Origin of the sequence: Arthrobacter sp. BE255, assembly GCF_031457335.1 — a bacterium.
Taxonomy (GTDB): Bacteria; Actinomycetota; Actinomycetes; order Actinomycetales; family Micrococcaceae; genus Arthrobacter.
This window is the reverse complement of the sequence record NZ_JAVDWK010000006.1, coordinates 169694-196226: the sequence shown is the minus strand read 5'-3', so window position 1 is coordinate 196226 and position 26533 is coordinate 169694. Positions and strand designations below refer to the sequence as shown.

At 61.0% G+C, this 26533-nt stretch carries 15 protein-coding genes and 1 pseudogene; 5 read left to right on the top strand and 11 right to left on the bottom strand.

Annotated elements, in window-relative coordinates; translation table 11 throughout:
* Nucleotides 1-130 precede the first annotated feature (130 nt).
* The 3 genes from J2X42_RS12780 to J2X42_RS12770 all read right to left on the bottom strand — a co-directional run bounded on the left by J2X42_RS12780 (nt 131) and on the right by J2X42_RS12770 (nt 3575).
* Nucleotides 131-1612 carry an APC family permease gene (locus tag J2X42_RS12780; protein WP_310165659.1) on the bottom strand — a complete coding sequence of 494 codons (1482 nt, stop codon included), beginning with the start codon at nt 1610-1612 and terminating at the stop codon, nt 131-133.
* Nucleotides 1613-1749: 137 nt separating this feature from the next.
* The gene (locus J2X42_RS12775) at nt 1750-2154 is read right to left on the bottom strand and encodes a Rid family hydrolase (protein ID WP_310165657.1); all 405 of its coding nucleotides are present in this window, start codon (nt 2152-2154) and stop codon (nt 1750-1752) included.
* A gap of 26 nt (nt 2155-2180) precedes the next feature.
* Nucleotides 2181-3575, bottom strand: coding sequence for an NAD(P)/FAD-dependent oxidoreductase (locus tag J2X42_RS12770; protein ID WP_310165655.1), 1395 nt, complete (start codon nt 3573-3575; stop codon nt 2181-2183).
* Nucleotides 3576-3833: 258 nt separating this feature from the next.
* Here J2X42_RS12770 and J2X42_RS12765 point away from each other — a divergent pair.
* From J2X42_RS12765 to J2X42_RS12755, 3 genes and pseudogenes are all read left to right on the top strand, one after another.
* A pseudogene (locus J2X42_RS12765) lies at nt 3834-4174 on the top strand (amylo-alpha-1,6-glucosidase); the annotation flags it as partial.
* 805 nt (nt 4175-4979) lie between these two features.
* Nucleotides 4980-5411: a hypothetical protein gene (locus J2X42_RS12760; protein WP_310165653.1), complete on the top strand. Its 432-nt coding sequence runs from the start codon at nt 4980-4982 to the stop codon at nt 5409-5411.
* 378 nt (nt 5412-5789) lie between these two features.
* Nucleotides 5790-6194 (top strand): DUF6228 family protein, encoded by a 405-nt coding sequence (locus J2X42_RS12755; protein ID WP_310165650.1) that lies wholly within the window; start codon nt 5790-5792, stop codon nt 6192-6194.
* A 664-nt stretch (nt 6195-6858) separates the two neighbouring features.
* Here the strand turns inward: J2X42_RS12755 and J2X42_RS12750 are convergent.
* The gene (locus J2X42_RS12750; RefSeq protein WP_310165648.1) at nt 6859-8316 is read right to left on the bottom strand and encodes a GntR family transcriptional regulator; all 1458 of its coding nucleotides are present in this window, start codon (nt 8314-8316) and stop codon (nt 6859-6861) included.
* 531 nt (nt 8317-8847) lie between these two features.
* Between J2X42_RS12750 and J2X42_RS12745 the strand changes: the two genes are divergently transcribed.
* Nucleotides 8848-9009, top strand: coding sequence for a hypothetical protein (locus tag J2X42_RS12745; protein ID WP_310165647.1), 162 nt, complete (start codon nt 8848-8850; stop codon nt 9007-9009).
* Nucleotides 9010-10511: 1502 nt separating this feature from the next.
* Here J2X42_RS12745 and J2X42_RS12740 read toward each other — a convergent pair.
* Together J2X42_RS12740 and J2X42_RS12735 are read right to left on the bottom strand one after the other, a co-directional pair.
* Nucleotides 10512-12851 (bottom strand): hypothetical protein, encoded by a 2340-nt coding sequence (locus J2X42_RS12740; RefSeq protein ID WP_310165645.1) that lies wholly within the window; start codon nt 12849-12851, stop codon nt 10512-10514.
* A 181-nt stretch (nt 12852-13032) separates the two neighbouring features.
* Nucleotides 13033-14853: an AAA family ATPase gene (locus tag J2X42_RS12735; protein WP_310165644.1), complete on the bottom strand. Its 1821-nt coding sequence runs from the start codon at nt 14851-14853 to the stop codon at nt 13033-13035.
* Between the two features lie 360 nt (nt 14854-15213).
* On the opposite strand from J2X42_RS12735, the gene J2X42_RS12730 reads away from it, so the two are divergent.
* Nucleotides 15214-20217, top strand: a complete 5004-nt coding sequence (locus J2X42_RS12730) for a hypothetical protein (protein ID WP_310165643.1) — start codon at nt 15214-15216, stop codon at nt 20215-20217.
* A 179-nt stretch (nt 20218-20396) separates the two neighbouring features.
* Here the strand turns inward: J2X42_RS12730 and J2X42_RS12725 are convergent, their stop codons facing one another.
* From J2X42_RS12725 to J2X42_RS12705, 5 genes are all read right to left on the bottom strand, one after another.
* Nucleotides 20397-22364 (bottom strand): SIR2 family protein, encoded by a 1968-nt coding sequence (locus tag J2X42_RS12725; RefSeq protein WP_310165642.1) that lies wholly within the window; start codon nt 22362-22364, stop codon nt 20397-20399.
* An 891-nt stretch (nt 22365-23255) separates the two neighbouring features.
* Complete coding sequence (locus J2X42_RS12720; protein ID WP_310165640.1) at nt 23256-24152, bottom strand: dihydrodipicolinate synthase family protein; 897 nt, start codon at nt 24150-24152, stop codon at nt 23256-23258.
* 127 nt (nt 24153-24279) lie between these two features.
* Nucleotides 24280-25179: an EamA family transporter gene (locus tag J2X42_RS12715; protein ID WP_310165780.1), complete on the bottom strand. Its 900-nt coding sequence runs from the start codon at nt 25177-25179 to the stop codon at nt 24280-24282.
* A 7-nt stretch (nt 25180-25186) separates the two neighbouring features.
* Entirely contained in the window at nt 25187-25927 is a 741-nt protein-coding gene (locus tag J2X42_RS12710; RefSeq protein WP_310165638.1) for a phenylalanine--tRNA ligase beta subunit-related protein, read from the bottom strand.
* Nucleotides 25920-26525 (bottom strand): XRE family transcriptional regulator, encoded by a 606-nt coding sequence (locus J2X42_RS12705; RefSeq protein WP_310165634.1) that lies wholly within the window; start codon nt 26523-26525, stop codon nt 25920-25922. The genes J2X42_RS12710 and J2X42_RS12705 overlap by 8 nt, the downstream gene beginning before the upstream one ends.
* Between the last annotated feature and the right edge of the window lie 8 nt (nt 26526-26533).

Below are 26533 nucleotides of genomic sequence, written 5' to 3'. Positions count from 1 at the left end.
TTCAGGGGGACCATCTTCCCATCGTAAGTCCAGGAATAACGTTGCGACGTTGGCTGCGGCTGTAAATGCTTTATGCGTCCAGAAATGTCTGAGGGGGCGGCCATTAGGCGCCCCCTCAGACCATAGTGGGTCAGGACATGTCTGCCTCGGCTGTTTCCTGGCGTCCGAGGCGGCTGTAGATCTGCGGCTTGGCGGATCGAACGTATGCGGCGAACAGGATGCCGAGTACCAGGCTTGCGCCCAGGACATACAGCAGTCCAAGGTTTTGGCCTGGTTCACCACCGACGACAAGTTCGAAGCGCATGATGGCGAACACCACAACTGCTGTCAGCGCAACCGCGGACACGATGGGCGCGATGAACACCTTCCACGCGTTTTCGCTGGCCGGCACTCCCTTGCGGAAGAAGAAGACCGCCACCGCAAGGCTCACCAAAGCCATGAGTACGAGAACGCCGGTGGAACCCAGCCCGGCCATCTGACCGTAGAACTGTCCCGGGTCGGCACCCGAGATGACAACGGAGAGCAGGGCCAAGATGATCACCACGGACACCGTGACGGACGCCTTGTACGGGGAGTGATGGCGCTTGTGGACCTTGGAGAGGTAGGACGGCAGAGCACGGTCGGAGCCGATGTTGAACAGGTAGCGGGCGATGACGTTGTGGGTTGAAATCAGGGCAGCGACACAGGAGGAAGCCACAAGGACCAACGAGACGTTTGAGAATCCGGGCATAACGAACCGGTCGAGGGCATCGTTGAACATACCTGCCGGGTTGTTCGTGGCGGTCTCCACCGCGGTGGAGCCGTAGGCGCTGACGAGGGCGTAGCAGGATAGGCAGTACAGCAGACCAACGAAGATCACCGCCAGATAGGTGGCCCGGGGAACCGTTTTGTTCGGGTCCTTGACCTCGTCCCGGTACAGAGCAGTTGCTTCAAATCCGATGAACGTCAGGAACGCGAAGAGCAGTGCCACGCCAACTTCGCCCTGGGAGAAGAATTCCACGGCGTTGAAGGGCGCAGCAGACAGCCCTTCGGCTCCTCCCTTGGAGAGGGTAGCGACGTTGAAGGTCATGACGACCACGACTTCCAGAACCATGACCACGCTCAGTACTTTCGCGGAAAGCTCGATATGGAAGTAGCCGAGGACACCAACAAGTGCAAGAGCGGCGAACGACCATACCCACCATGGGGTTTCCGGTCCGCCGAAACTCTGGATCAGCGCCGCCATGGTGATCCCGGTGAACGAGTACAGTCCCGTGATGATCATGGAGTACGAGACGATGGCTAAGTAAGCGCCGCCCAGGCCGACAATCTTTCCGAGACCCATCGTGACGTACGCGTAGAAGGCGCCCGGGCGCGGGATGTGCTTGGTCATAGTCGTGAATCCGACCGCGAAGATGGTCAGGACGACTGTGGCGGTCAGGAACGCAATGGGCGACGTTGTTCCGGCGAAAAGGACCGTGAAGGCGATGAAGCCCGAGACAGTGACAATCGGGGCGGAGAATGCGAGGACGCTCAGAACGAGCGAGGTCGTGCCCAGATCGCCCGAGAGCCGCTCTTTAGTCTCAGTGGCTGCGGCGCCCGGAGCCGCCGTCGGAGGGGTGGTATTCCTCATTTTGTTTGCCTCTTCTTGATGCGAATCAATATATAGGATCTGGAGCCGCCCCCGGCTGGCTGCCAGAAAAGAGATGGGACCGTGAGGGATCCCGCCTGTGCGGCCGCCCACTGATGAATGGGCGGCCGTCACAGGATTCAGGAGCGGACGCGCGCGATGGCGCCGATCTCGATCATGGCCCCTTCTCCGCCGAGGTCCGCGACCCCGAAGCCTGTCCAGGACGGGTAGGGTGCGGGGAAGAAGCGGGACTTGACCGGCAGGAACCATTCGTTGGTGGCGGCCATTCCGCCTTTGTGAAAGGTCTGCAGCTGAACGATGTCCCGCAGCGTGGCGCCAGCCTCGGCCAAGACACGTTCTACTGCAAGGATCGCAAGTTCTGCCTGGCGAGCGCCGTCGGCCGGAATACCGCCCGTTTCGTCGATCCCGAGTTGACCGGAGACGAAAATGAGATCTCCGCTGCGCACGCCGGGAGCGAGACCGTATGTTTCACCGACTTCCTCCATACCTTCGGGGATGAGATACGTAAAGTCGGTGGCGCCCATCTTTGTCGTTGATTCTTGTGTTGTCATCAGACTGTTCCTGCCGTGAGTGTTTTGTGGGAAGCCAGGATGCTGTGTGCCGCTGCTTCCCCAGCCCGGACGGCACCTTCCATGTAACCGGTCCACATTGAGGCCGCTTCAGTGCCGGCGAACCGCAGGGCCCCCACCGGTGCGTTCAACGCATCCCCGATCTTGCTCAGCAGGCCCGGGGGCATCACTGTAACCGGTGCGCCCATCGTGTAAGGCACACTTGGCCAATCAGTTTCGTGGTAGCCCAGCACGTCCGCCGCTTCCGGGCCAAGGACGGCATGGAGGGAATCGAGCACTGCCTGCTTTCGGGCGTCAGCGCCGAGAGCAAACCACGCGTCGTAGTCCTTGCCGCCGATAAATGCAACGATGGTTGCCCATTCGTCCCCCGGGCGGGTGACGTCAAGTGAGAGATAACCCAGGTCCAGATCGAACACCTCGCCGGAAAGTCCTGCATCACGCCAGAACGGCCGGCTGTAACGGACCTGGACTTTTGATTCCCGGCCCATGGGAGCCCGTGCCTGAAGCTGGCGGCGGGCAAGAGGCAATTCAGGGGAGAACTGGATCGCGTTGGCAGCCGAGGGAGGGACAGCAATTGTTGCTGCAGGCGCGGTGAAACGTCCCTGAGCCGACTCGATGACCACAGAGTCCCGAGTGTAGGACACGGAACTGACCGGGGCGCCGGTGACCACAGTGACACCGGGAAGCTCAGCAATGCGCTGGGAGATCTGCTGGGACCCGCCGAGCCACAGCGCATCGTTGGCGGTTACCTGCAGCGCACGCATGCCCTCGCATTTGGCAACGTACTGGGCCCAAAACAGCATGGACATCTCGGTAGTGTCCGCACCAACAATGATGTTCAGGTCGGTTCTGACTATGCGCCGGGCCACCGCATCCGTGACATTCTCCTCAAGCCAGGATTCGACCGTTATGGCATCCAAAGCCGCGTGGTCGGGGATGTCCCACGGGCCTTCGGCGCCTACGAGTTCGGCCAACTCATCAAAGAGCCCGTTGATCCTCCTCAACTCAGCGTCCAGGGCGGTTGACCCTGCCACGGCGTCGGGGTAGCCGCCATCGGGTGCCCGAACGACCTGGCCTTCGGCCCGGTAGGTCATGCTGCCCGATGGGCGGGCCGGCACCGATGACAGGCCAAGGGTCTCTCCAAGGAGGCGGGACCGGTCATGCGTGGTGCCGATCAGCATGCCGCCCAGGTCCAAAGGACCCCCGGGCGTGTCCGGGTCCGAGTGGGTCCGACCGCCGACGCGGTCTTTCGCCTCCAGGACAGTGACCGTAAGTCCCTCCTGCGCCAGTGTGAAAGCGGCAGCCATTCCCGACAGGCCGCCGCCCACGATAATGGCATCGGCCTGGTGGCCGGCCTCGTTATTAGTGGATGACATTGTGAAGTTCTTCCTGCTTGTAGGGTCCGACCCAGCCACAGCCAGCTGTCAGAGGGTCGGGTTCCTAGTGATGTACCTAACGAGAATCCGTGAGCTAACTAACGTTAGGCAGCAATGTATCAAGAAAGAGAGGCACTGTATAGAGGTTCCAAAGAGTGTCTTGTAGTGAGCGCGCTCACGTACTTCCCGGAGATTTCTGGCCGTTCTACGCGATGCCAATGCAAGTACCCCGCAGGATCTTCCGAACTGCTCAACGTCATGGTGGACCCCATGAGTGAGGAGGAGCCGGACAAGATCCTTCACGAGGAGGCTGGACGTATCCACCGGGCTGGCCTTGGGCGGCAAGTCCACCTACTACGGCAGCATCGACGCCACGCCGCTGTTTCTGATGGTGCTCGGCGAGGTGAGCCGCTTGGGTTTTGCGAAAGAATCCATTGCCGCGCTCCAGCCACACGCAGACCGCGATGGATTGGATCCAGGACTATGAGGACAAAGACGGAGACGGCTTCGTCGAGTATGCGCGACTCAACGATCGGGGTCTGATCAACCAAGGCTGGAAAGACTCCTGGGACGGGATCAACTTCGCCGACGGAACCCTGCTGCCGAATGGGGAATCATATCGTCACACGAATGTCGCCCGCACGCGAAAGCATTGATTCAAGTGTTCTCACCCGAGCAGTTTCATTCCACGCGTTTCATGAGACGTTCGAGGTCAAGGGCGACTTGAGCCACGGCCAGAGCCTTGGCTTCTTGTCGAGATAAGCGGGGCCCTTTGCCTTTTCCCCGCTCTTGCTGTTGCCCTCGGTATGGCAGCCTGTTGGGCACTGGCGCTAGTTGCGGCCTTCCCGGTGCAATAAACGGATCATGAAAGATGATGTCCCGGGAGGGGTTGTCGCTGCGGCGGTTAACGTCCGACATGACCTTTTTCCTAGCTTAGAAGAAGGGAAGGAGCGGCGGTGGTACAGGACCTCCCTCACTGCGCGGTCTCAGTCAGTTTCTGGACCAATGCAGAAGTGGCAGTCTTCCTCACATGCGGCGAGGCCTTCACGAGGCGCCACACTAGATCCCATGCGCTTTTTGTTCGACATTATGATCTCCTGGGATGAGGCTCGGCTGCGTTGCGGTGCTGCTTCACAAGTGGATTGATTGCTTTGTGAGGAATTCTTCGGTGCCACGAGCTCCTCTCTCTGTGCCAAATCCGGACATCCGGAACCCACGACGGGACCATTTCAGGTTGGCGACTGCTCCGATATCCGAGACGCTGCATGTGCGGACGTGGGTTGCGATTCTTACAAATTCTTCCGGACCCGGACCCCAAACAGCCCCGGTGAGGCGCCTTGCGGACTGTTGTGTTCGATGGCAATCGCCTCATCCATGCCCGCGTAGGGAATAGCCGCCATAACGGTGCTAAAACCTTCTCCTTGGACCACCCACACACACGTCGCCAAGCTGCAGTTCCCGGCCATCCGCGACAGACTCATCGCCGACATCCCGGACCTGGACGAACCCATGCAGCACATCCAGTTCGCCCAAACCGACGGCGCGCCGAAATCGTCACGCATCGACTGGGCACAACAAGTGCTCGTGCACGCCTACACCCGCACCAGACCCCAACACGCGCCACCCGTCCTCACCACCATCGGCTACATCAACTGGTGGGAAGGCCGAAGCGGCAAAGCCCACCAATTCCTCCAACTCGCCCTCGACACCCACCCCGCCTTCCGACTCGCCCGCCTCAGCCACCAGATGATCGGCTCCGGCATCGTCGCCGGCTGGAACATGAACAAAAACACCGCCTACAGGGCACTGCCCTTCGACCTGCTAAGAGGCACATAAGGCTCAGCTGGACGATGTAGACCGGCCCCCCGTTAAACCGCGACAATTCTCATCGTCTATCCGTACAATCAGTCCTGCTGCTAAGGAGCTGTCCCAGCTGCGCCCGCTACCAGCGGTGGCTACCGGAACGCTCCCACCCCGGACACCTCACAACACGCCTCAGCAGGCTCTTAAGCACCAGTGCCGCGCGGCTCGGAACCCTCCACGAACCCACCAACCTCGCACCCGCGGCCATCATCGCCGAAACTCTCGGCTACTCCCCCACAACCATCGAACGCCACGCCACAGACCCAGCCGCCGCTTACGCCCAATACATGGCGGCGGCCCACAAACAGGGAACGGGCCAGACCGTTCGAGCTCCTGATGGAGAATGAGGTCATGAATGAGGTGGCAATCGGACATCAGGGCGCGCTCAACTTCCGCGTTGAAGGGACACTTCATAGTACGGACGGCCCTATAGAAAACCTGACGGTCACCGCGGAACTGCAAGAACTCCGAGCCAGCAAAAATGTCTACGATTTCGACGGCTGGTCGGGGCTGCTGTCCTTTTTCGAAGAGCTCGCACTCAATTGGCGCGGCTGGGACGGGAACAAAAACTTCGACTCCCTGGAGGGAGATTTTCGGCTGTCCGCGAAGCACGACGGACACGTGCGGCTCTCTTTCGAGCTCGGGGAATTCGACCGCCCGACTCCATGGGCGGCCAAGGGAGAACTCACATTAGATCCCGGTGAAGAACTGACTGCAGCGGTCGAGGCACTCCGGCACTTGCTGGCCGCCCCATAATCGTGAGCTTCTGGAACTACTCCTCAGCCCTGGGACAGATTCTCATCACTTTCTCGGACAGAGAAGGTACTCCCGGCGCATGAATACCCGTGCATGCCAGTTAAAATGAATAGGGGAGCTCCCGCGATAGGGGCCGTGCAGGGCCGTTAGTTGTGCTTTCGACTGGTCACGCCCGAGTTGCTGCGGAGCCGTGGCGCCCGAGCGGGACCACGCCAGCTGAACTAGACGTCCGACATCACTTATGAAGCAAGTTTCGTCCCAGACTCCACCGCGGGGATGCAAGACCGCAAAGCCGTCGAGACCCGCCTAGTTGTGGGATCCAGGTGGAACCAGCTCTGGCATGACGGCCTCAATGAGGGTGGCAGCATCTCTGACTAACCCGGCGGCCGTCGTAACCCAATCCTGCCGAAGACAGACAGTATGTCTGCGCGAAGGAATCCATCTTTCGCCAGGCCAGGCATGCCGCTATCAACCATGCGATTCAGGGACGGGCCCACTACGCTGCTTGATGATGTAAGCGCAAGTTTCAGTGATGCGCTAAGGGCCATGTGGATGCCGCGGCCGACTGGCGACTTGGCCGGCCACGCCGAAAGAGGCGCGCACCGCACGCGCCATGTTCACGCCATCCCCTCCGGGACAAACGCGAGGGGAGCCAGGCGACGGTTCAACGGGCTGCATCAGCGGCATTATTTCCGGTGCTTACACCTAAACAGAGGCTCCACGGGAGCGATGCGAGAGCGATTCTCCGTTCAGCCTGATGGGACCTGGAGAGGGTTCCACCGACGAGACTGGCCGTGTTGGTTGCGAGAATAACTTCGTTCTGGTCCACGATGCACGTGTTGGGCGGCAAGGACCTGAGGAACGGGTTGAATTCAGCCTGGAGGCGGCTGACGAGGACGTCTACGGCAGCGACGCCTGCCATCTTGCCCACCCTCGTGACACGTTTGGCGAACGTGACGACATTCTCGTTGGTTCCGAGGGCGTCGATGTAGGCATTGCTGACGTGGATCTTGTCATTGTCACCGTGCGCGGGCCACCATGGCGCTGTCGAGTAGTCATAGAACTCAGGGCCCATGTCGAATTCGAATCGCTGCGGAGATTCCGGGCCTGACGGGAGGTAGCACCAAATGGATCCCGGTTTGCCGAAGTAGGAGGGATCTGCCACGAATCCCGTCCCGTACAGTGCCGGCATGGCTTTCAGATTCTGGCGGGCTACGTCGTAGACGCTCTCCAACTCGTTCAGCCTGCCGCTCTTTGCGCGGTCAAGGTCGGCTTGGGCGGCTTCTTCGACGGTGCGGATCGACGCGGTCACAGTCCCCTCGAGGCTCACAGCGAACGATTCGACGGCAGAAATGGCGCTATCGATGCCCTCGTTTCCGGGCGGCGAGCTTGGTGGCGGAAGTTCCATGGACATCCGCAGGTCGATGAGGCGGTTCATGTCCTGGCGCACATGGTCTTCGGCGAGGTCCCGGGCACGAGCTGTGTCCCCGGCTCGTATGGCGTCCACGATCATCCTGTGCTCGTTCGCCGCCGCACTGCGGCGGTCAGACGCGCTGACCCATACCAATGCCCCGACCTCGGCCTGCATCGCAATCTCCTGGCGGGCGAACAGGACGGATCCTGATGTGGCCGCAAGCTCTATGTGGAACCTACTGTCCGCCCGAGTCATTTCAGCGGGCGTTTGCGCCGTCTCGATCATTGCCGCCATCGAAGCGAGGCGCCCGATGGAGACCTGCTGCGATCGGCCGGCAGCCGCCGTCGCGGCTGAACCTGCCAGGAAGGCCCGGTATTCTCGGATGTCGCGCAGATCCCCTAGGGAGTACGCGGCAAGGGTGTCCCGCTGGGCCTTGGCGATGTCTCCAGTGTTCGCCCTCACGAAACTTCCGCCGCCCTTGCCACGTCTTGTTTCCAGAAGTCCCAGATGACGAAGTTCCGCAAGGGCGGTTCGCAGGGTCATCGTGGAGACTCGCATCCTTGCCGCGAGCTCGCTTTCGCTAGGAAGCTGGACTCCGTCTTCGAGCACGCCCAGCTCGATCGAATGACGGAGTCGAAGGGCGATCTCCTCGCCACGTTCGGCAGTCTCCAACGGCGCGAACGCGAGTCGGTCTCTCCAGCTGGACATGGCTCACGCTCCTGAAACCGTATAGACGATGATTCAAAACTTTGACATCTAACCTTGGATGTCTATTGACATCTAACATTGGAGGTCTAAAGTTAAGTGTATCAGAAGGAAGGGACAGAGTCCCCGACCACTTCGATCTTCAGCCAAGGAGTCACTGGTCATGTTGGATAGCACGGATGTCGTCCAAGTCTGGCACCGAGCCGCGAACCCGACACCGGTCGACCGTCTCCTCCTCTACGCACGAGCACTTACCGCAGATTGCCCGATCGGCGCCTACCGGACATTGAACGATGCGCAGGAAGACATGGCGATCCTCGCCCTGTTCCGCGTGGACCGTCCCCGCGCGACAATGGCTTCCCTTCACCAGGTGCCGCCTCTTGCCCTCTCTTGCTACCACCAGCTACTCCATGACCTCGCCCGCGACGGGCTCGGGCCAGGCGGTGGATTCTCCGGCGAAGGCGCCCGGTCCGACCATTCGCCCGACAGTGCCCGCCAACGCGCGGACGCTCCCGCTTTCAGTGGAGGCCAACGATGAAGCGCCGCAGCTCCGGATCCGTCCTGCCCCCGTTCGCTCCCAGCGGTACACGCAGCCAGACGCTCCTCCCGCAATTACCAGCGCCGGCGCGGTCCCGGGCCGACAATCCGGAAGCTTGGGATGCGCTCATGCGTGAACTCGACGCCGATTTCGCCTGAAGCCGCACGAAAACTATGGAAATGCAGGAGACGTCTCCACCCGCGGCTCGGGTCTGATCAACGCAAATAGCAGGACCAGAGCGGCCAGCACGACTCCGATGACGGCCCACGCAATCACGGGCGGACGGTAAGCGATTCCGTGGCCCCGTCGAGACCGGCATGGATTTCCGTCAGCGTCGCGCCCGGCACGGCAGCAAGCGGATATGCCGGCTTGATGATGCAGCTCCCGAGGTCAAGTGAATTCTATGCTGTATGGGCTGAAACCGGATTTCGCCATGGAAGGACCACTGCTGCAGTCCATGCTGGGACGTCATTGAAGTAGGGTCGTGCACGTGTCCACACTTCCGCGGATGTTTGGACACGTGCTTGGCCTGAAACGCCTCTGAATCAGCGACAACACTGCGAAGTTCGCGGGGTGCGATCCCACACACCGTCATTTCCTCACCGGTTCTGGGGCTCTGTTGACTTCGGTCCAACAGGCCTGCGTCCTTAATCCCTCCGCGCCAGGGAACCACCAACCTTCAGGGCATCTATCGAAGTGGCCATCCGACCGCCTCATGGGTGTTTTCAGTGCACGGCTTCGTAAACATCTCAACGTGCGGTCATGTCGGCACGGTCCGCGGCTCCCATGGAGAGGTATCAGAGCAAACACAACCCGAAGCGGCCCGGCATGCCCGATCTTCCAGACATTGGCACAAAGGCCTTGTCAGCCCGAGTTAGGGCCCTCGAGGGCACGTTTGCCGCGACACCAGCGCAATCCTTAGCCCAGGTTCCCCGCAGGTCATGTACCCGGGGAGGGCCGGAAGCATGAACTGCTATCAGCAACACAGTCTGCGGAAGGGATCACGATGCGAGCCGGACAGCTGGCCGTCAACCGAGTGTTGACAGTGTCAACACCCACTTTGGCCGGACAAACAGGCTTTGCGCGCACCAAGCGTGGTCCGCAGGGAGCCCCAATACGGGGGAAAGTCATGCCGACAAATTGAGATTGGTCATGTCGTCAACACAACCCATAACCATGAAGGAGTGATGGCCGACCAAGGCCACCATGACAAGCAAGAGAAGGAGACAATTACCCCCACATCCCGGCAGGCGGAGGGCCCACCAGCCAAGGGCCCTGATCCCGCCACTCACACAATTTCATAGGTCACCGCGGCGCCAGGCACAGACCGCGGCCAGAGTCAGAGGGACCCGCGGAGGGTCAATGTCAACACATTAAAAGCAAAACCCCCTCTGACGAGGGGGAATGCGTGCCCGAGGTGGGACTCGAACTGCATTCCAGCCCGTGCAAACGCTGGGAAGTCCGGAAAACGTACCGAATCCGAGCCAAACCTGCCGATGTATGAAGCAATCCGAAGCTAAAAGTGTTGACACTGTCAACACTTCCTTTTTGCCCACTTCCTGCCCCATCAAAACGACTGCCGCGGCCTCGATGGAGGCACCGCAGTTTTGTCATGCTCTCAAAGCACTCACCGGCCCGATGCAGTACGACGCCACGTAGCTCATTCGTCTAGCTCGTAGCCTGCGCGCCGCGCGAGCTCATCAAGGGCAGGATTCGGCTGCCATGGTTCGTCGTTGAACACGAAAATGTTGAAGGTCTCAGTGGAATCCCAAACGCCAATAGCCGCCAGGTAGTCGAGACGTAGGGCGTGTTTCCGCAATCGCAGACGCGAGCTCGCCTCCCGGATGGCATTGTCCCGGGTGACGCCCCGAGCGAAGCTGAGGAACAGTATGCCCCGACGCTTGCCTGGTCCCGCGATGCCGAAGCCGACAAACTTTGTGTGCATCTTTCTGTCCATACGGCTCTCCCGACGCAATGTGAGGAGTAGATCCCCAATTTCTCGCCGGAGTGGTCCGTCGAGGTCGAGAAGGTCAATGCTGGCTGAAAGCCAACCGTAGGGGCGATGTTCGCTGAGCGAGTCAAGGAGGGCCGCCATGCCCGCCGGGATCGGCTGTTGGGGCTTCTCGGCTGCAATTGCCCTATCTCCACGAGAGTACTCGTACCAGGCGTCAAGCCTGTCCGTCTGGCTCGGCAGCATAGTGATCCCGGGCTGTCCAGGTTCGATATAGAGGCCGGTGCTGAGGTACCTCATGAAATAGTCGAGCTCCTCCGAAGCGCGGAATGAGCCGGAAATGTTCATTTCGCGGCGGCGTAGAAGGTAGTGAATGAACTCAGATGGGCGTCCAAGCACCTCTGTGATGATTTCCAGATCATGCTGGTTCACGATCCAGGGCGGGTCATCCTGCCCACTCAACAGTCCGCTCCGGGTTAGTTCCTCGACAACGGTCGAGACTGCGTTTAGGTTGTCGAGCGAGAGGGTGATCGTGAGGACTTCCCTCCCCGGAACGATCGGGATATCGACGTCCTGCACTTGGGAATGCGGCTGCCCTTCAGAGTTCAGGAGCGTGGCCCGCCTAAGACGAAATATCTGCCCGTCGTTTAGGAGTGCGCTCAGTCGCCGTGCCTGCTCGTCCGCGTCCAGGATGATCTTCTTGAGGTCCAGAAACATCCGGCCAGGGTTCCCCCTGAGTGACGCGAGGGAAAGAGGTTTGCTTTTCATCTCGACGATGATTGCGAAGCGATCGATTAACAGCAGTCCATCGCCCTCAAATACCTGTGTTTCATCACGGTCTTGGTAGTAAACCGATTGGTAAGCGATGTCCGGCTTGAGCACTTTGACCAGTTCCGCGAGGCCCTTCGATTCAAGGAGTTCACCGCGATGGTCACTGTACTCAGTTGCTGATCGGCTGCGCTTGAGTGCATTCTCCAGCGCAGGTCGGATCGCATAGAGCAGGGAGGTGGGCTGGATGAGAATCCAGCGCCGTTCGCCGTCTACAATGCGGCTGGCAAAAGGCTTCCTCTTTACGAGGTTGTCACCTGCAAGGTAACCGGACACCAAGTTTTCGAACTGAAGCTCGAGGTCGATAGAGAAATCAGACAGCATCTTCACCAAAAGGGTAGCGTCCATGGTGCTCTCGCCAGCCAAACCGTCAGCTGAGAAAGACCCATAGCCCGCTATCTGCTGGAACACGGCAGCCCGGACGAGGTGGTCGAGAGCTTCGGCATCCCCAAGTCCACTTGCTTCAATGGCTACTCGAACATCCTCGTTTACTGCCAGCTGCTCTTCCAGAAAATTCCTGGCCTCTTCGCCTGAATCGACTAGCTTCCTCTGGAGCCAGCCTGCTGTTGAATCGAAGAGCTCAAGAAGATCCACGACCCCGTAGCCGAGGACTTCGCGGACGGCCAAATCGATTGCAGGCGGCGAGAACAGCTCCAGCAGCAGTGTCCGTTCCTTGTCCATGTACTGCCGGTTGCGCATGTAGAGCTCGGCCGACACGATCGACAGACGCATTCGTGATTCGATACGCGGTGGGACAACATCCGTCGGAGTGTCATGATCATTTGCGAGGACCTCATCGGCTTTCTGCAATTCAACATGCAAGCGTATGGCTTCAAGATCCAAAAGGGTCCGTAGCTTTCCATGCAAATCTTCCAGCTCCGGGCCCGCAGTCTGCGTCACATCACCCACAACTCGCGGCTCGCGCTCGGCAAGCAGCAATGCCGCGAGTTCAGTTAGGCTCGGCAACGACTCATGCTGACTTTCAACGTAGGAGTCGATGTCGGGAGGCAGCGACACCAAGTACAGGTTCGCTATGACATCGAACGCATCCAGATGCGCAACTATGCCCCGAAGTTCCGCGATTGCGCCATCAAGTTGCCGGGTAATGTTCTCAAGTGCTTCCTCCAATGATTCGGACGCTTCATAGAGCCGTACAAGTGCCGTCAACTGTTGTTCGAGAAGACGCATAAACAATGGATCGTCCTCCGAGGAATCTGTCATGGTCCAAGTTTGACTAATTTAGGACCGCGAGAACATCAAGGATCCATGTTTCGGGTGTGACGAAAGCTTCCCGGTGGCTAACGGAAATAACGGGATGAAAGAGCGACACATCCATCGGGGCCATACTCGCAGTTGCGAGTCACCTCGACGCTGGTGTGTGCAGCCGCGCCAACGACAATTTTCAGAGTGGTGACCGCTCGTGATCCTTCATAATCGTGCGAAGCCAGTCATCAAGCGGCTTGACCGCCTGAGGGGCAGTCTTGCGTGTGGCAAGGTGCTCTCTCAGGAGAGCCGACGGCAAGTGAGGCTTGACCTTCCCCGACTTCTTACCCGTGGAGTTCCATCCCTTCGAGCCAAGCCAGGCCGCCAGCTCCTCTTTGCCCGTGACGCCTGATGCGTATCTATCCGACGCCACCTGGTCAACCTCGTTCTCACCCGCCGGTCCAAGCATCTCAGCGAGCTTCTTCTGACCGATCGTGTCGAGCAGCAGGCCTTCAAGATCGGATGCCAGAACGAACGCATCCCACCTTGCAAGGCCGCGATTGAGACGCGCCTGCTGCTCAAGTGCGGCCTTCAAGTTCGATACCGTTTCATCGGCCAAGCCGTGCAAAGCCTGAAGCTCACTCTGGGACGGGGCAGGATCTCTGGCTTTGAGGATCTCCAGCAACACACGCTTGCCTTGGCCGCCTGGCTTGTGCACGCCGTCTTTGTCAGTGATCACGTAGGCGCGAACGCCGAAGTACTGCGCCAAACCCACGAGGTGCTTGATCGTGTCGATGCCCGACGCTTCGATGACAGCGATACCCATGGCGTAGTGGCCGCCCGCCCCGCCGGTGATGCGAGCGAGGAGATGGTCGATCAGGAGCTTGTCACCATGGCCTTCGACAAGAACAACCGAGTTCGCGAAGACGAGCTCACTATTTGTTGCGTCGCAGTATCTGGTCAGCCGGCCCTCTTCAGCCTCTGTCAGCTCCTGACGACGCGCGGTGTAGTTGGTGCCACCGGAACTGAGTGGAAGCCGTACGATGCGGCGGACCGAGAATGAATCCACCAAGACGGGGCTGTGGGTAGTCACAAGAAGCTGCGCACCAGCTGAGATCTCCCGCAGGATCTTTGCCATCGCCCGCTGCGTCTGCGGATGGAGGAAGGCTTCAGGCTCCTCTATCGCGAACACCACGTTTCCACCCGCCTGCTGGCTCTGAGAGGCCACGTACCGAAGGATCCCGAGCACCATCGCGGACTGGAAGCCGGTACCGCGCTCGGCGATCGAGACCTCAACCTCGTCCCGGCTGGTGATCACAGCTTCCTGGAGCATCCCTCGAAGAGCATGCCTTGAGTCAGGCAAATTAATACCAAGCTCACGCTCCCCAAACGGAAGCTCCGTCGCCACGGCGACGACGGACTCGCTGAGGACCTTGTGCACGAGGTCCTCAACTGGTTTGATCGCGTCCTCGAACTCCTTCTGCAGCTGAGTCTTGCGCGAGCCGCCCGATCTCACGAGCACGCCCTCAAGCGTCTCGTACAGCCTGACCAGCGACTGGTCGTTCTCACCCTGCCCGGATTCGCTCACGCGGACGGACGGGATCTTCACGAAGCTGAACGATTGCAGTACCGCTTTATAGAGCTCACTCGCGCGTGCTGACTTGCGACTCGCTTCATACGTGATATTCCCGCCCCGTGAGCATGAGATCTTGATCCAGAAAGTGCCGTTCTTGAGGACCGCGTCGGCGAACAGCTCCGCCTCAGCATCGGCAAGTCCCCCGAAGTGCACCATAACGCTGGACATCATCCTGGGGCCTCCCTGCACGTAGTACTCGTGCAATGGCTTCAACCGCAGAAGATCCGACCCGGTCGAGTTGGCGAAGAAGGTCTCCAGCACACGGAGCAGCGACGACTTCCCGGCACTGTTCGGACCGGCAATCAGCTGGAGCTGCGGATCCAGCTCAATGCTCAGCTTCTCGAACCCAAGCAGCCGCTCTACGTCAACGCGATCTATGTGCACGCGGGTCGGTCTATAGGCGTGGCGGCCCGAGGAACGGGATCGACGTCACCTGCACGGCCGAAACAAGCTCACGCGTCCATTCAGCTGTTGGCCCGCAGCATCGGGGCGGACTCCAATAGACACTCACCGAGCCATCAACGGGCTCTCTCAGGCAGGCAGATTCCACGCCAGCGATGACCTCTCACCACATGCCTAATATGAGCAGAGACCCCGCTGGCACTGAACGTGACCTTCGCTAGCTTCCATTCGAGGTGCAAGGTGGTTCCCTGGCTTTGTTTTCGTCGTCGAGAAGTGGAAATTACACCCGCAGTGCAAGCCTGTCGGCTTCCTCCAGTACGCCTGACTTGGCAAACTAGGGCCATGGCGGACGATAAAACCACGCGCAAACAGGCTGCGCCAAATGATGGCGACGAGGTGGCGGTGGTTAGCCCCTACGCCGGTGGTGGTGGGGGCAGCACGCTTGGTCATCGGGTCGCAACCAGCTACCTTGCGGACATGCTACTCGGCGCAGGCCGCCAGGAAACCGATGAGCTGCCGGTCGTTCGGCTTGCTTTCCAGACCAACCCCACGGATCCTGTTGATGATCTGCGGATAGAGGCTGAAAGGGGCGAAGCCCGGGTTGTTGTTCACGTCGCCGCCCGGCGTGCGCCGCAGTTCATCAAGAGCCATAAGAAGACTGCGGAGCTCGTCGGGGCGCTCCTGGATCAGGTCGAAACCTTCAGCGAGGACGAGCGCGCATACGTCGCGGTGGCCGTTGCAGGGATGACACCTGCACAGAAGGAGGTCCAGCTCCTCGCCTCCCTCGCGCGGGACAACGCGACCGAGGCCGAGTTCCACCTTCAAATACACGAGCCGAAGCGTCACGCTGGCCACGCAAACCGATACGACCATCTGACCGGGCTGGTGAAGACGGCTCGCCCGAAGACACCCCAAGACGAACACCGGAGCCTTGTCTGGTCGCTTCTCAGGCGACTCTGGATCCTAAGCTTCCGCGTCGAGTCCGACGACGAATCGGATTGGGTGGGAATAGGCAACCGGCTGAACCCGCTCGCGCGGCCAGGAAAAAGTGGTGCTGATGTCCGCAACTATCTCCAGTCGGCCGGGGCCTCGCAGTTCGATCAGAAGGGCTCGGTGGCTGATCTTCCCCTACTTCGACGCAAACTCCACTCCGTACTAGCACCCCATGCCGGAAGATCAAAAGCTGCATGGGCGCAGCTCGATGTCGAACAAAACTCTGCAATGGTTGCCGTCCGCCACGACTTGCCGGATGGGGTTTACCTCCTGCGCACGAAGCTGAGGGAGACTGTCCAAGCTGAGCTCGTTCTCGCCGGGACGACCCGTAGGGCAGCCCTGATTACGGGTGAATCAGGAACCGGCAAGAGTGCTCTGACGCTGTCGGCCGCCTCGGCGCTCGCTGCAGCCGACGACGACTTTCAGTTTGTCGTCCTCAACTTGCGGAGGACCCGCGGCAGCGTCGCGGCGTTGTCATCGGACCTCGGGATGCCGCTCGCCGACTTACTCAGCGAGATGTCGGCACCATCGCGCCTCCTCATCGTCGACGCAGCGGACGCAACAATCGAAGGACGTGCTCCGCTCCTGCGAGAACTCGCGGACGCCGCACATGCTGCCGATGTCGGCCTGATCCTGATCGCCGCCGACACCGCCGCTGAGGATGCCGCCAGCACACTAATCGGCATCTACTCGAAGCCTCGGAAGTTCGAGGTCCCCGGGCTCGACGACGCTGAGTTACATGTCGTACGAGAGGAGGTACCGGCAATCGCCGGCGCGCTCCGCAACCTGCCAGCCAAGTCGCTGTATCGGCGGTTGGCGATCGTTGATCTTCTAGCTCGGACCGGCAGCACGGTAACTACGCCCCTGGATAACTGGGGCTGTCTTGAGCTGATTTGGAAGAACCTCATCGGCCGCGCAGCAGGCGGGAGTTCAGCGACAGCGCGTAGCGAAGCCCTGGTGGCTATGAGCGAGGCCGAGCTCGAACTGCCGGAGGCCCAGAGAACCTCCCCTCGCCCTGACCATGCCGCGCTCGACGCTCTGCGGGCCGACCTCTTGGTGGCGCCAGAGAACCTGCGCAAAGCCGAGCCTGAGTTCGCGCACGAAGAAGTCCGTCGCTTCGCGACAGCCGTCCGCTTGGTACGGTCACCATCCATCACAGAAACCTTGAAAACATCCGGACCCATGCGATGGTCGATGTCCGCGGCCAAGCTCGCATGCGAAGGCAAGCTCACCGGTGCGGACGATCCCAATGCTGAGCTTGCGGCACTGATGGCCCAGTTCGACGCCCTCGGTGACGATTCCACGGCCCGCTGGAAGGACGTACCGCTTGAAGCTGTACTTGAGATGCCGAACGCGTACGACCTTCTCCGGTACATCCTTGACGCAGGTGCCGCCGATTCGGACGACATTCTCGCGACCTTCGTCAGAGTCGTTTCGCTCCATCAGCGGCACGAAAACATGGTCGACGTGCCACGCGGTGAGCCGGTCGTGCGCCTCCTGATCGAGGAGGTCAACGAGCTGTGGCACCAGGACGACGAAGTGTTCCGTTTTGTATGCGAATGGCTCAACTCCGCCATCGTGATCGGGTTGCCCACGTGCAACCCGACCCGGATGGCTCTAAGAGACCTCCTACTTGACCACTGGCGGAACCACCACCCGCCGACCGCTCCCGTAGAAAGCTCCACGGAGTCTAAGGAAGAGGTCGTGTTCAACGTCTTTGTCGGCTACACGAACAAGAGACGACGCCAAAGTACCCTTAACTGGCAGATTACCCAGGAGCGGTACATCCGGTTGGTCGCGCTCCTCGGCCCAGATATCAACGAGGATGTACGCGCCTGTCTGTCCGAGGTGGCTGAACACTCGCCGTCGAGACTCCAACCGGCAGTCGACCTCGACTGGAGCGCATGGAGCCTCGGTTTGTACGACCCCAAGTTCCTTCTCCAGCTCACCGAGGCCTACTACATCGACAACCGGGGCGGTAGCGGCTCGAGACTATGGAACGGCATACGCGACCACCAGACACGCGGCTTCCAAAGTTTGAGCAACCACGGGTATGGGTCGTTCTGGGTTCTGATGCGAATGTGTCAGCACAAAGACTGGGTTCCGGTCGTGAACCGGATACTGAACCATGCAGCAAACATCCGTTGCCTCGCTGAGGACGGCTCAGGAGCTGTCGCTGCCGGCTCGAAGTTCACGCTTGCGATCGACGGCACCGAGCGAGCCTACGTCGGAGACAGCAACGTCTGGGGATGGTACCGGGGCAATACCAATGGACCGTACCCGTGCATGAGCGCACTCCAGGCGGTTGAACGGTGGGTCGACCGCATGGTCGCCGACGGGGCTGCGATTGGAAATGTGGCGACAGTGCTGTTGAACGGATGCGAGAACCTGGCCATGCCTGCACTCATTGTCGGCGCCACCATTCGTCACTTAGCCGACGACCCGAAGGTGCTTGATCGCTACCTTGTCGAGCCGCTCGTCTGGGACTTCGACTCCATCCGAGCTACTCATGAGACCGTTGGATTCATGCGTGCGCCCGATGACGGCATCACAAATCCCGAACGACGTAAGTGGTACCTGCGCGACATCGTAGGGGTCCTTGCGGTAAGCGCCGGCCCAGAGCGCCAACAAGAGCTCAGAGACTTGGGCACTAAGCTAGTCGCTAACGCCGCCCGGTATGACGCTGGCGAGTCCACCGTCCAGCGCTGGGCAGCCGCGCTCGACTCAGGCAACATGACGACCCAGCCCACAGAGGGCGGAGTGCTCATCTCGGTCAAGGAGCCCAGGATCATCGAAGAAGAGCTCGCTCCGCTGCGAGCCGACATGGCCCGCGGCAACCTCCTCATAGGGCTCCAGAACAAGTACTGGATTCCGGCACGACAGCAGAAAGAAGGTTGGACGCCGCCAACTCCGGCTGAGATTGCGGATGACCTAGCACTGGTCAAGGACCTGCACGACAACCCACCTGCATTCGCAGCATCCGACCCGTTCCTCGCACTCGCCTACGTTGCATCAGCCGCAATCCGTAGCGCCGCGGAAGGAAATCCCGAAGCATTCGACCAGAATAGTTCCTTCGCGATCACTTCCATCCTGGGCATCCTCGAAAGGGCTGCGCAGGACGCCGCACGCGACAGCGACGCACTCAGGTTTGAGAACGACATTGGAACGCGAGGAGCCGCCGCCGCAGCAATCCCGCACCTGCTTCTTCCTGAACTTGCCGAACAACTCCAGAAGGCCGGCGCCACCCCGGACGATGTCGCCGCGGCGGCCTCGGCCCTCGGTCCACTCGCAGCAACGGACACCTGCCTGAGGTTCTCCCGCGCGTGTGACACCATCTGGGAGCATCCGTGCTCAGGGGACCCATGTCTGCATCTGACCGCCTACCAGTGGGCGCTCGACCTCGCCCGGCTCTGCGAAGTCGGCGAGTTCGATGACGCGCTTCAGCAATTCCCCCAAGTCATGGTAACCGGCGACGTCATGGTTCGAATTCCTGTGATTGCACCGGAGAGGCTCGAGACGTCCCGCCTCAGTGCATCCATCCGCGCGCTCGGGCGCGCCTCCTCGTCCAGCGCCTGCGTCGCCGAGATCGCCCAACAGCACCTGGAAACGCTCCTGAAGGCACAGGCACACGCCATGGTCACCCAGGAGCTTTCCGACGACGGCTACTTTGTTGACGACCGCGGCGCCCAGACCATTTCCGCGGCACGGGCACTGCTGCACATCCAGTCGCGCGCGGACCCAGTCGACGACCTGCTGTCTGAGTACGTCACGGCCCTTGCCCCCGCCAGCCACGTGTTCAGCGCGTTCCTGCGGGACTTGGCCGCGGTCGGAGCAGAGACCCAAGAGCTCGCTGAGGCGGCGAGAGAAGTTTGGCCGACCCTATTCGCACACGTCCTCGACCAGGTGGAAGCGAACAGGGCCATCTACGACCAGGCAGTCGGCTTCAATGACTACGCATTGAGCCACCTTCTTCCGAATCATCCTGGGACTACCCAGTCACTGCATGATGAGCTCGGCCACCACGCCTTCCAGTGGGTGAAACCCGACGATCTCTTGGACTTTATTCCTCGGTGGCTCCCATACGCGGCCGGCAGATCCTCATGCCTGCTCGAGCTCATCCGGTTCCTGCGCCAACTCCCAATCAACGCGCAGTTGAGCAAAGGTCTGAGTTGGCTTGACGCACTGTGCCTTTCGCGGACGGACCGACAGCTCGTCTCCTATGCGCCGATGGACGAGTGGCTGGTGGAGATCAAGCCCGAGGCCGACGCACGAGGAGCTGGAAGCAACTGGCTCAACCTCGTCGACCGTCTGGTGTACGCAGGCAACAGGACCCTCGCAGAATTCTCACGCTGAACAGACGAGAAAGTGACAAACGCAGTTCGGGCAAGCCACGCGAGCGATCCGGCGCCACCCGGGTTGCAAAAGCCGTATCCCGCAGCAGATTTGTAGGCTTTACCTCGGCTGGATCCAACTGCTACAAACCGCAAAAGTGAAACCACCAGCGGCCGTGAGATCGTCCAATCACGCCGCGTCTAGAGGTCCCCGATTCGGAAGTGATCCGGAACGATGCCGCCTCCGCGCGGGAGACTGGCCATGGCAGCCTCGTGCCCCACTCGACCGATTGCCAAGTCGACCGCCTGGCACGTGGCAATCAACAGCTCAAGATCACCTCCGCCAAATCCCGCGATCAAGATTGGCGAGGATTGGCCCTCATTTTCCAACTGTCCGAGAATTCTTCCGCCCACGACCGAACGATGGCCCATTCCCCGAGGAGCGTGCTGGACCCGTAGGTAGGGGCGGAATACTGGAATCATGTCAGCGTACTGGCCAAGCGCTCGGTCGGCTGCCTGCGTCGCCGACCGGAGCGCCGACGAAGCCTCGTCGTGTTCATCGGCATCGTTAGAAGCATTTGCCGCGGCCATTCGCTCCTTGGCTGCCGCAAGGGCACCGTTGGACGCTCGGAGCCTGTCCGCGGCCACCTGCGAACCGGCGCGTTGCAGTGTCATTTCTACGATTCTCAGAAAATCAAATGCCTCCCACGAATCGTCGAACTGCTGCTTTCCGGTAGCCAGATGTTCAACGAAAATTGGCTCAATGCGCTGAAACAGCAGCTTGGCTGGCGAGCCTGAACTCGAAACTACGGTTTCGGGTGTCAGCGCGTCTCCAGCCAGCCTGACTCCCTCATACGGGGCCGGGACCGGCATGCAAATCAGTGATCGAGCGAGTTCGTATCGTCCGGAGGCAATTGCGGCCACGCCTGCGGAGTATAGAAACTGGCCTGCGCAAACCATCTGGAGGCGAAGAACATCTGTCAGTCCACTTCCTCTGGCTTGTCCGGCGAATCTGGGAATCTCCGGAATCCACCAGCGGTCCGTGGACATGCTCCCCCAGTAGGCTGCTGTGGCCAGCAAAGCGGTCGGCACGAAGCTTGCCTCCTCCACGCGGGCGACCATCGCGTGGTATCCGCCGTCGGGCGACTCTTCACCCGTATGACTTTGGAGGAGATCGTTCTGATTTCTTAGCCGATCAAGCTCCTGCTTGATGAGATCGTGAAGCCCGATAGCAGTGGCTCTGCCGGAAAGATAGCGTTTGGCAGTGCCTACCGCGGCAGCTACCGCTAAGGGGTGCCGCGCAGCACGCTCCTTCAACGAGTCAACGGCGTCAGCCAAATTCCCAAGGGCGGCGTCCGCCGTCGAGGAAACCTTGACAGCGCCGAGTGCAGATCGTAGGCCCTGAGCCAATTCACTGAGGTCTCTCGGCTCAACCCAATACGGGGTGTAAATGCGACGAGGGCTACGACTCAGGGCACGAACGAGTGCTGGATCGTACGTTGCCGACCAGCCGACCAGCACCAGCCCGTAGTCGAAAGTGATTCGATCCAGAAACTGATCGACGTGCAATTCGTAGCCGGACAGTTCCTGCTGCGTGTTTCGCATCGCGGTCGGATTGAGGTAATCACCATGCAGGTGGACGACGAGAGCGCCGAGGGTGTGGAGCGGCGGCAACCCGTGAATGTCAGAGGGATGGCTAACGACGACAGGTTCGATACCTTCGTCGCGGAGAGCCGCCTCCATCAACCTATCGAAATTGAGGGTCAGGACAATTCGCACCTCCCCGGACCGCACAAGCCTAGCTATCGCACGATGGCCTTGCGTAGGTCGCTTCAGAGCTTGTTCACGCTCTTCCTCGTCCGGCTCGAAGAAACTACGAAGAAGCCTCTGGCGTTCAACTTGCGTAGGCGCCAGCTTCTCCAACAAGGACTCGTAGGACGGTTCAAGACCAAACCGTCGCGAGTACCATTCGAACGGATCCGTCGGCGATTCGTTCTCTACGGCCGCAACCTTTTGGATCAGTTGTTCCTGGACCCCCCACGCAGAGGGAACTCCACTGGGTACTGAAATCCCAGCCCCAAGCACAAATGCGTAGGAACCGGGTGAAGTGTGCAATGAGAAGGCCAGGCTGAGTAGCTGATCGAGCTCTGCCATGTCGGGCGAAGGCATGTAAGTTCTCCTGGGAAGTTGCCGGAACACCCCCACTTTAGCCATTGGCGTCGACAGCGAAACCTAAGCACGGCAGGAAGGCACGGTCAGTCTGCTCCGGCCAACAGGAAGGCATGAGGACCCACCCGAAAAGGAGCTGTCAGGCACAAAATTGGGAATATCGCAACACCAAGGCCTGCCCTCTGTCAAGCTCTGTCAACACTAAAAAGGGAATAAGCCTTTGACCTGCGATAACACTGTGCCCGAGGTGGGACTCGAACTGCATTCCAGCCCCCGCAAACACTGGGCACCCGCGGAAACATGCGGAATCCGGCCTAGTCCGACCCCCATACGACCCAGTCCGACGGCGAAAGTGTGCACATTGTGCACACCCCTAAATTCGCTGTTTTGCGCGCTCCAAACAAGAACCGCATTCCCTGCTGAGGGAAAGCGGTTCTTCCTTTCACCGGCAAGGCCGGGACGACGTACGGGCTCGCACCGTCCCACGTTCTGGCTGAGGCCTCCCGCACGGGTGGCGGCACTCAACGACCGGCACATACGACGGTCAACAATCAAAAACGTCATCGCGGCGACACCTCCTTCACCCATCTCATGAGCTTTCAGGCACACAACCACATGACTAGGCCCAAACCCTTGCCATCCGGCTCCGCAGCAAGGCAAGTGTCAGCTGTTCAGGTGGCGTGCCCAGGCAGGCACGTGATCCCAGGTACGGGCGGCGCCCTCCTGCTCAGTTGTGCAAAACCAACGAAAGCGTGACAACGCTCCGGGCCGATGACCGAATCCCCGGCTACACCAATCCACGCATCAACCGGACGGAAGGTCCAATGTCGGCCTTTTGGCATGCGGCGAGGTCCTGGCGGGCCAATGCCAGGGCGGGCCGCGTCAGGCTATTTAGCAGTGGAGGCCGAGCGCATCGATGACTCCGGCAATGCGGTGGCGTTGGGTCTTTGTCAATCCCTGGATGGGCAGCGGCAGGCAGGCTGTGGGGGCAAGGCCCAGGTGTTCGGCGATGGCCGCAACCACACGGACGCTCCCGCCGAACTCGGCGAACAGCTTCCAAAGCGGTGCGAGACGTTCGGATTCGGTCAGCGCGTCCGAAAAGCGGTGGTCCTGCGCGGCGCGGGTGATCTTCATGGCCAGGGCAGGCAAGGTGCCGCCGATGACCGAGTACCAGGCATCGGCGCCGGCGGCCAGGCCAGCGGCGGCGTGGGCGTCTCCCGACACTCCGATGGTCACGTGTTTGGGAACAACCGCGCGGATTTCGTCGACCCGTTCCCGTGCCTGCTGCGGTTCAGCCGGTACGCCCGGGATTTTGATGGAAGCGATAGTGGGCAGCGCGGCGATGCGTCCGTAGAGTCCGGTGCTGAAGGTGAAGTGCGTGGTGGCTGGATTGTCGTAGACGACGACGGGCAGGGACGAGTGCGACGTGACGGTCCGGAAAAGTTCGAACACATCATCCTCGGTGAGGGGCTGGTAGGTCATGGGCGCCAGCAGCATCGCCGATGCTCCAGCCCGCTCGGCGTTTTCCGCGTTCGTGAGGACCTGGGAGGTCCGCAGCGCTCCGATACCAACTATTACGGGCGTCCCGCCGGCGTGCTGCACGGCCAGGTGCGCGACACGGCTTCGCTCGTCACTGCTGAGGTATGCGTAGGAACCCGTGGAGCCGAGTGCCGTGATGGAGTCGACTTTTGCCGCTGCGAGCCTTTCAACCACACGGATAAAGGAGGCTTCGTCGACGGCGTCGTGCGCCAGCGGGGTGACGGGAAAAGCGCTCAAGCCAGTGAACATCGTTCCAATTCCTTAGAGGGGATTCCGAATGAAAGCAGTGTGGGGCGAACACCGTCATGCGCTCTGTGAGCGTGCGACAGGGGCCGGGACGGCAGTGGTTAAAGCATGTGAGTTGGGCGGTGGCCCGTTATCCCACGAGGTCGAGAACTGCATGGGTGGGGCTCTTCGCTTGGGTGGCAGGGGGCCGTCGGCCGCCGCGTTGCGCGGCGGCGCCGGCGAGGACCACGAGCAGGATGCCCAGGACCTGGATCGCCGAGGGCTGCTGGTGCAGGATGAGCAGTCCTAGCAGGACCCCGAGGGCTGGTTCGAGGGCCATCAGGGTGCCGAACGCGGTGGGTGTCATCCTGCGCAGGGCGAGCATTTCAAGCATGAACGGCAGCACTGGCATCAGGATCGCGAGTCCGGCCGCAGCGGCCAGGATCCCAAACGTGAGGTGGCCGGCGGCTTGCGGGATTCCGACGACAGCCGCCGTGGCCGCAGCGACCGGCACCGTCATGGAGAGCGCACCGATTCCGGTGAAGCGGTCCCCGATGAGCTGGGTGAGGAAGATGTAGGCGGCCCACCCGATCGCTGCCAACGCGGCGAAAGTAACCCCGACCAGGTTGAAGTCTCCCTGCCACGGTTCGGTGAGCAGCACGACTCCGACCAGCGCCACGGCTGGCCAGATGAGTGCCTTCCGGTGGTGGCTGCGCACCGCGGCCACCGTCAGGGGTCCCAGGAACTCGATCGCGACGGCGGTCCCCAGCGGGATGTGCTCGATCGCGGCCAGGAACCCGGTCGTCACCAACCCCGTGGTGATGCCAAGGCCGAGCAGCGGCAGCACGTCACCACGGCGGACGGAGCGCAGCGGTGGCCGGACAATCGCCAGGAGGATGATGGCTCCCATGCTGAGGCGGAGCCAGGCCGTTCCGGTCGGGCCGACCGCCTCGATCAGATCCACCGACAAGGCAGACCCCAACTGAACGGACAGGATCGCTGTTACGGCCAGCCCCCACGGCGGAACCGGGATATTCACAGCGGCTCGCATGCGCATGTCAGTTTCCTTCCTTGACTGTAGGGACCGCTGCTATCCGGCGGCGGGTGATCTTGACGTCCGGCCCGAACCGGGCCAGCCGGTCGGCCAGGTCATCGGCGGCGGCTTCGAGCGCTTCATCGGTCATGGGCTGGAGGGCGTCGAGTATGAAGAGTGCCGTTGTGGTGTCTTCGCTGAGTCCGGTTCTGTGGCCCTGTCGCCAGTTCCAGCGCCGGCAGGTCACCCCGGCATCATCGCGCCACACCACCTCGCCCGGCTCCGGGTACTCGAGCACCTCAGCACCGCCGGCGATAGCGTCAAAGGGCTCCCTGCCGGTGGCGCGTAGCAGCCGGGGCGGCCCGGCGTAACCGGCCAAATCCTCGCCACCCACCGGGACCAGATGCAGGACGGAGACGGCGTTGTAGACGTCGGTGAGCCGGTTCACCCTAGGCAAGCCCGACGCTGTGCGGCGCAGCAGCGCCTCAAGACTGTTCCGGGTGCGCTGCGGCTTTGCACCGAAGGACTTGTAGGCCACCCGCCACGCGGCAACGTGAGGAAGATCCTCCACCGCCCGGCCATCCAGCACTTTCCTGGCCGAGACCTCCGCCGCCTGCAGCAACGCTTCAGATGCCTCGTCGCTCGGGCCCGGGACCAGCCCGTCCACCGCCAATAGGACAGCTCGGTAGTCCGGCCGCAACGAGAAAACCGAAGCATCCACCCACGCGCCGCCCAGAAAATTCTGAAGCGTCTCCGGGTTACGCATCTGTAGCCTTCTTCTGGTGTCCCGCCCCGACGCCAGGCTCGAAAACCGCCAGCGAGAACCTTACTGGCCCGGGCCCGGGGTTTGCGTACGAGTGGGAGACGTCGCCGGGAAACGAAACAGCGTCCCCGGCCTCGAGCAAATAGGACTCACCGCCGACCACAACGGTGACGTTTCCGTCCTGGACCTGCAACAACTCCTTCGTGCCCGGCGAGTGGGCTTCACTCTGATGCCGGTCATCAGGTGCCAAGGTCCAGTCCCACAGCTCAACCACATCCGGTGATTCAGTTCCGGCGACAAGCACGCCGCATCCACCTGATGCGGAGGTCCACAGGGCGGCGCCTTCACCACTTCTCGTCACGGTCACCGGCTTGGGGCGGGGAGATTCGACCAACGCCGGGAGCCCGGTGCCCAGCGCATCGCTGATCCGCAGCAAAGTCCCCACACTGGGGTTCACGGCACCCTGCTCGACATTGACCAACATGCGGCGGCTCACCCCTGCAGTATCCGCAAGCTGATCCAGGGTCCAGCCACGCGACTGCCGTTCCTGCCGCACGCGTTTGCCGATCGCCGTCGCAAGGGCAGTTGTAGCCTCATCCATAAAGTGCA

Bases quoted from the DNA above. Each gene is read 5' to 3' on its own strand.
- J2X42_RS12780 (WP_310165659.1), bottom strand. From the start codon at position 1,612: ATGAGGAATACCACCCCTCCGACGGCGGCTCCGGGCGCCGCAGCCACT.
- J2X42_RS12775 (WP_310165657.1), bottom strand. From the start codon at position 2,154: ATGGGCGCCACCGACTTTACGTATCTCATCCCCGAAGGTATGGAGGAA.
- J2X42_RS12770 (WP_310165655.1), bottom strand. From the start codon at position 3,575: ATGTCATCCACTAATAACGAGGCCGGCCACCAGGCCGATGCCATTATC.
- J2X42_RS12755 (WP_310165650.1), top strand. From the start codon at position 5,790: ATGAATGAGGTGGCAATCGGACATCAGGGCGCGCTCAACTTCCGCGTT.
- J2X42_RS12750 (WP_310165648.1), bottom strand. From the start codon at position 8,316: ATGTCCAGCTGGAGAGACCGACTCGCGTTCGCGCCGTTGGAGACTGCC.
- J2X42_RS12745 (WP_310165647.1), top strand. From the start codon at position 8,848: ATGAAGCGCCGCAGCTCCGGATCCGTCCTGCCCCCGTTCGCTCCCAGC.
- J2X42_RS12740 (WP_310165645.1), bottom strand. From the start codon at position 12,851: ATGACAGATTCCTCGGAGGACGATCCATTGTTTATGCGTCTTCTCGAA.
- J2X42_RS12730 (WP_310165643.1), top strand. From the start codon at position 15,214: ATGGCGGACGATAAAACCACGCGCAAACAGGCTGCGCCAAATGATGGC.
- J2X42_RS12725 (WP_310165642.1), bottom strand. From the start codon at position 22,364: ATGCCTTCGCCCGACATGGCAGAGCTCGATCAGCTACTCAGCCTGGCC.
- J2X42_RS12720 (WP_310165640.1), bottom strand. From the start codon at position 24,152: ATGTTCACTGGCTTGAGCGCTTTTCCCGTCACCCCGCTGGCGCACGAC.
- J2X42_RS12715 (WP_310165780.1), bottom strand. From the start codon at position 25,179: ATGCGAGCCGCTGTGAATATCCCGGTTCCGCCGTGGGGGCTGGCCGTA.
- J2X42_RS12710 (WP_310165638.1), bottom strand. From the start codon at position 25,927: ATGCGTAACCCGGAGACGCTTCAGAATTTTCTGGGCGGCGCGTGGGTG.
- J2X42_RS12705 (WP_310165634.1), bottom strand. From the start codon at position 26,525: ATGGATGAGGCTACAACTGCCCTTGCGACGGCGATCGGCAAACGCGTG.